The following is a 3610-nucleotide window of genomic DNA, read 5'->3' as shown; positions in this document are numbered from 1 at the left end:
TCCACCTGCACGCCGACCAGTGCCGTGTTCGGGTAGCCCTGTTTCACATCGATGATTTCGGTGTATGACGACCAGAGCGTTTTGTTCTGCAGCTGGTCTGTGGTGCTGTCCGGCGTCATCCTGCGCATCCGGATATTAAACGGGCGCGGCGGCAGGTTATCCACCACCACCGAGGCCAGATACTGCGAGGTGGTTTTGCCTTTAATGGTGATGTCTTTTTCCGTCACCCAGCCACCATTACGCTGTATCTGAACCAGCAGACGGACTTCCGACGGATTCCTGTCCCCCTTTGAGGTAGTTTCCACCAGTGCCTGCACGCCGAAAGTAAAGCGCAGACGGTCGATGTTTGCCGACGTGATGGTGCGGGTGATCGGCATGTCATATTTCACTTCCGTACCCAGCACCGTCTCGGAGCCGGAGGATTCAAACCCCTCCGGCGGAGTCTGCTCCTGCTCACCGGCCCGGAACACCACCGTGACACCGAAGATATTGGTATTCCCCTCACTGTCCAGCACCGGCGTACTTGTCCGGCAGCAGGTTTTTAAATCATCCAACCGACCTTCAACCGGGCCTTTGGCTAATGGCACGGTTACCCTTCAGCGATTGCGTGGCTTCAAGGTTGTCCTCGGCTTCCGCGGGGTTATCCCCTTTATGGTGGCCTTACCCAATTGTTCAGGCTCATTAAAGAAAAAACCCGCCGGGAGGGGGTTTACCTTAAACGTTTTTCATCAGCGACCAATCACCACAACCTGACCACCATCCCCTTCGTCTGCCGTGCTGATCTCCTGAGAAACCACGCGTGACCCCACGCGCATTTCACCGTACAGAACCGGCAGAACATTGCCCTGGGCAACCATGTTATCCAGTGAGGAGAAATAGGTGTTCTGTTTGCCGTTATCCGTTGTCTGTGTACGGGGAGTTCTGGCTTTCGGTGCCAGCATCTGCGCCACACCACCGAGCACCATACTGGCACCGAGAGAAAACAGGATGCCGGTCATACCACCGGCCCCAATGGCTGCCCCCCATGCTGCAAGGGTGGCTCCGGCGGTAAAGAATGATCCGGCAATGGCGGCAGCCCCCAGGACAACCTGGAATACGCCACCTGACTTGGCCCCGGCGACTCTGGGAACAATATGAATCACAGCGCCATCAGGCAGAGTCTCATGTAACTGCGCCGTTAACCCGGACGTGCTGACGTCCCGCCCGGCAATCCGTACCTGATACCAGCCGTCGCTCAGTTTCTGACGAAACGCCGGGAGCTGTGTGGCCAGCGCCCGGATAGCTTCAGCCCCCGTTTTCACACGAAGATCGATGCGGCGGCCAAATCGTTGTAAATCCCCGTAAAGGCAGATGCGTGCCATGCCCGGTGACGCCAGAGGGAGTGTGTGCGTCGCTGCCATTTGTCGGTATACCTCTCTCGTTTGCTCAGTTGTTCAGGAATATGGTGCAGCAGCTCGCCGTCACCACAGTAAATTGCGGCATGATTCGGCACCGATGAACCAAAACAGCACAGCAGCACATCGCCCGGCTGTGCCGCTGACAACGGCACCTGATACAGCCCCGTTGCCTCCAGATTATCCAGATAGAGATTCTGACCGTGACGCCACCAGTCATCCTCCCGATAAAAATCCGGCATCTCAATCCCCGCCAGATGGTAAGCGTCCCGGAACAGCGTGTAACAGTCCGTCACCCCGTGCTCAAAGCGCCGCCCGGTGAGATGCGGCACACAGCGGAACTTGTGAATCGCCCCCCGGCAGACCAGCCACCACGGCAAATCACTCTGCACCTGCAGCCGCCGGTCGGCCTCACTCAGCCAGGGCAGACCACCGGGATGACTGTGGACCAGCGCCACAATCTCACCCTGCATCTCTGCCTGCAGCCAGTCCTCCGGCGACATCCGGAAATAAGCCTCCGGCTCACCGGAGATATTCACGCAGGGAAAATATCTTTCCCCCTCCGGCGTTCTCACCACGAAGCCGCACGACTCCGCTGGCGCACATCGCCGGGCGTGCGCCAGAATCGCTGATTCTGTCTCTGTCATGGGATTTACTGCGAAAGTTTGTTAATGGAAAGGAAGCCGCCAAAGTTGCCGACATTATTGCGAAACTTACAGCCACTCAGGCATTTGCTGCATTTATCCTTCGTGATATCGGACGTCGGCTGGTCATATTCATCCGCGACCGCCGGACCGCTATAACCGCACTCATCACCGCGATAGGTCCAGGTGCAGGTGTTGGCCAGCATGATGCGCCCCGGAAAAACAGCACCATCCGTTTCCGTTGGTGTGGACAGTACAAAGGAGGCACTTACCGCGCTCAGTTCGCTGCACTGCTCGATGCGCCAGCGGCTGATCACCTCCTGCTCCGGATCGGCATCGCTGTTTCCGTTGACGAAGTTCACCGCATCCAGAAAACGGGCGTAAACCTTACGCCTGACCACCGTTCCGCCGACCAGACTCTGCAGGTCTTCCGCCATCCCGGTGACCATGCCGTACAGGTTAGAGACTGCCAGCGTGGGGCGCGTACTGGTGCCTTTGCCATTCAGTTCAAAACCACTCCCCTGAATGGGATACGCCAGATACTGCCGCCCCTGCCAGGTAACCGGCTCACCTTTTTCGTTCTGCTCATTACAGAAAAAATAACGTTCACCACCGACCTCTGTCAGATCGATTTCCCAGAGCACCACGCTGGCCGACTGCTCCGCACGGGTGCATTCATTCAGTGTTTCCTGCCGGATATCCTGCATCAGTTCACCACCTGTTTAAACTCTGCGCTGAACTCAACACGCAGCATACTGACCCGCGACGTCCATTTTGCGCAGGTCACCTTTATCTGCCGCCAGTCATAAGGCGGCGTCCACAGAAAGGCTTTCCAGCCTCCGTGCTCTGCCAGAAACGATTCCAGCGCCGTGGCCTCCCAACGGGGGACAGAAAGCGTCACGCTGTACGTTTTCAGGTTGGCATTCAGCCCGGCAGGCGCGCGCTGGGAGTAGCCATCACCAAAGCGCACCTCCCTGACGGAAGGAGTCGAAGCCACATCCATACCCGGTTTCACTTTCCAGCGGAAGGTTTTCATCGTCCACCTCCGGAGAACAGACCACCATCACGCATCTGCCCGGTCACAACATCCATTGCCGCCTTACGGGCTACGTCATAAACCGCCTTCAGCGCCTGTGGCCCTATCTGACCGTTCGTGCCGTCGTTGTTAATCACCACATGGTTATTCTGCTCAAACTTCCCGGACGCCTGCGACCGGCTGTCCGCCATGCTGCCCGGTGTACCGACATAACCACCGGTGGCATAGCCGCGCATCAGCCGGTAGAGATTCCCCACGCCAATCCGGCTGGTTGCCTCCTTCGTGAAGACAAATTCACCGCGGTGAACAATCCCCGCTGGCTCATATTTGCCGCCGGTTCCCGTAAATCCTCCGGTCGCAAAATGGAGTTTCGCCGCAGCGGCCTGAATGGCTGCACCACCTGACGCTGATGAGCCGCCACCGGTAGCACCTCCAATGGCGCTGCCGATACTCCCGACAATCCCCACCATTGCCTGCTTAAGCAGAATTTCTGTCATCATGGACAGCACGGAACGGGTGAAGCTGCGCCAGTTCTG

At 57.8% G+C, this 3610-nt stretch carries 5 protein-coding genes and 1 pseudogene; all 6 read right to left on the bottom strand.

Features of this window, described 5'->3' with window-relative positions:
* Positions 1-660 (bottom strand): annotated as a pseudogene (locus G434_RS23510) (host specificity protein J); the annotation flags it as partial.
* 68 nt (positions 661-728) lie between these two features.
* Entirely contained in the window at positions 729-1301 is a 573-nt protein-coding gene (locus G434_RS23515) for a tail assembly protein (RefSeq protein ID WP_000847675.1), read from the bottom strand.
* Complete coding sequence (locus G434_RS23520; protein ID WP_024193910.1) at positions 1298-2041, bottom strand: C40 family peptidase; 744 nt, start codon at positions 2039-2041, stop codon at positions 1298-1300. Before G434_RS23520 ends, G434_RS23515 begins: the two co-directional genes overlap by 4 nt.
* A gap of 5 nt (positions 2042-2046) precedes the next feature.
* Entirely contained in the window at positions 2047-2745 is a 699-nt protein-coding gene (locus G434_RS23525) for a phage minor tail protein L (protein WP_001152512.1), read from the bottom strand.
* The gene (locus G434_RS23530) at positions 2745-3074 is read right to left on the bottom strand and encodes a phage tail protein (protein WP_000847367.1); all 330 of its coding nucleotides are present in this window, start codon (positions 3072-3074) and stop codon (positions 2745-2747) included. The genes G434_RS23525 and G434_RS23530 overlap by 1 nt, the downstream gene beginning before the upstream one ends.
* On the bottom strand, positions 3071-3610 hold a 540-nt coding region (locus tag G434_RS23535; RefSeq protein WP_016238792.1), incomplete at its 5' end, for a phage tail tape measure protein. The genes G434_RS23535 and G434_RS23530, both read right to left, overlap by 4 nt.

Source organism: Escherichia sp. KTE172 (assembly GCF_000408845.1).
Classification (GTDB): domain Bacteria; phylum Pseudomonadota; class Gammaproteobacteria; order Enterobacterales; family Enterobacteriaceae; genus Escherichia; species Escherichia coli.
This window is presented reverse-complemented; position numbering and strand designations above follow the sequence as displayed.

Bases quoted from the DNA above. Each gene is read 5' to 3' on its own strand.
- G434_RS23520 (WP_024193910.1), bottom strand. From the start codon at position 2,041: ATGACAGAGACAGAATCAGCGATTCTGGCGCACGCCCGGCGATGTGCG.
- G434_RS23525 (WP_001152512.1), bottom strand. From the start codon at position 2,745: ATGCAGGATATCCGGCAGGAAACACTGAATGAATGCACCCGTGCGGAG.
- G434_RS23530 (WP_000847367.1), bottom strand. From the start codon at position 3,074: ATGAAAACCTTCCGCTGGAAAGTGAAACCGGGTATGGATGTGGCTTCG.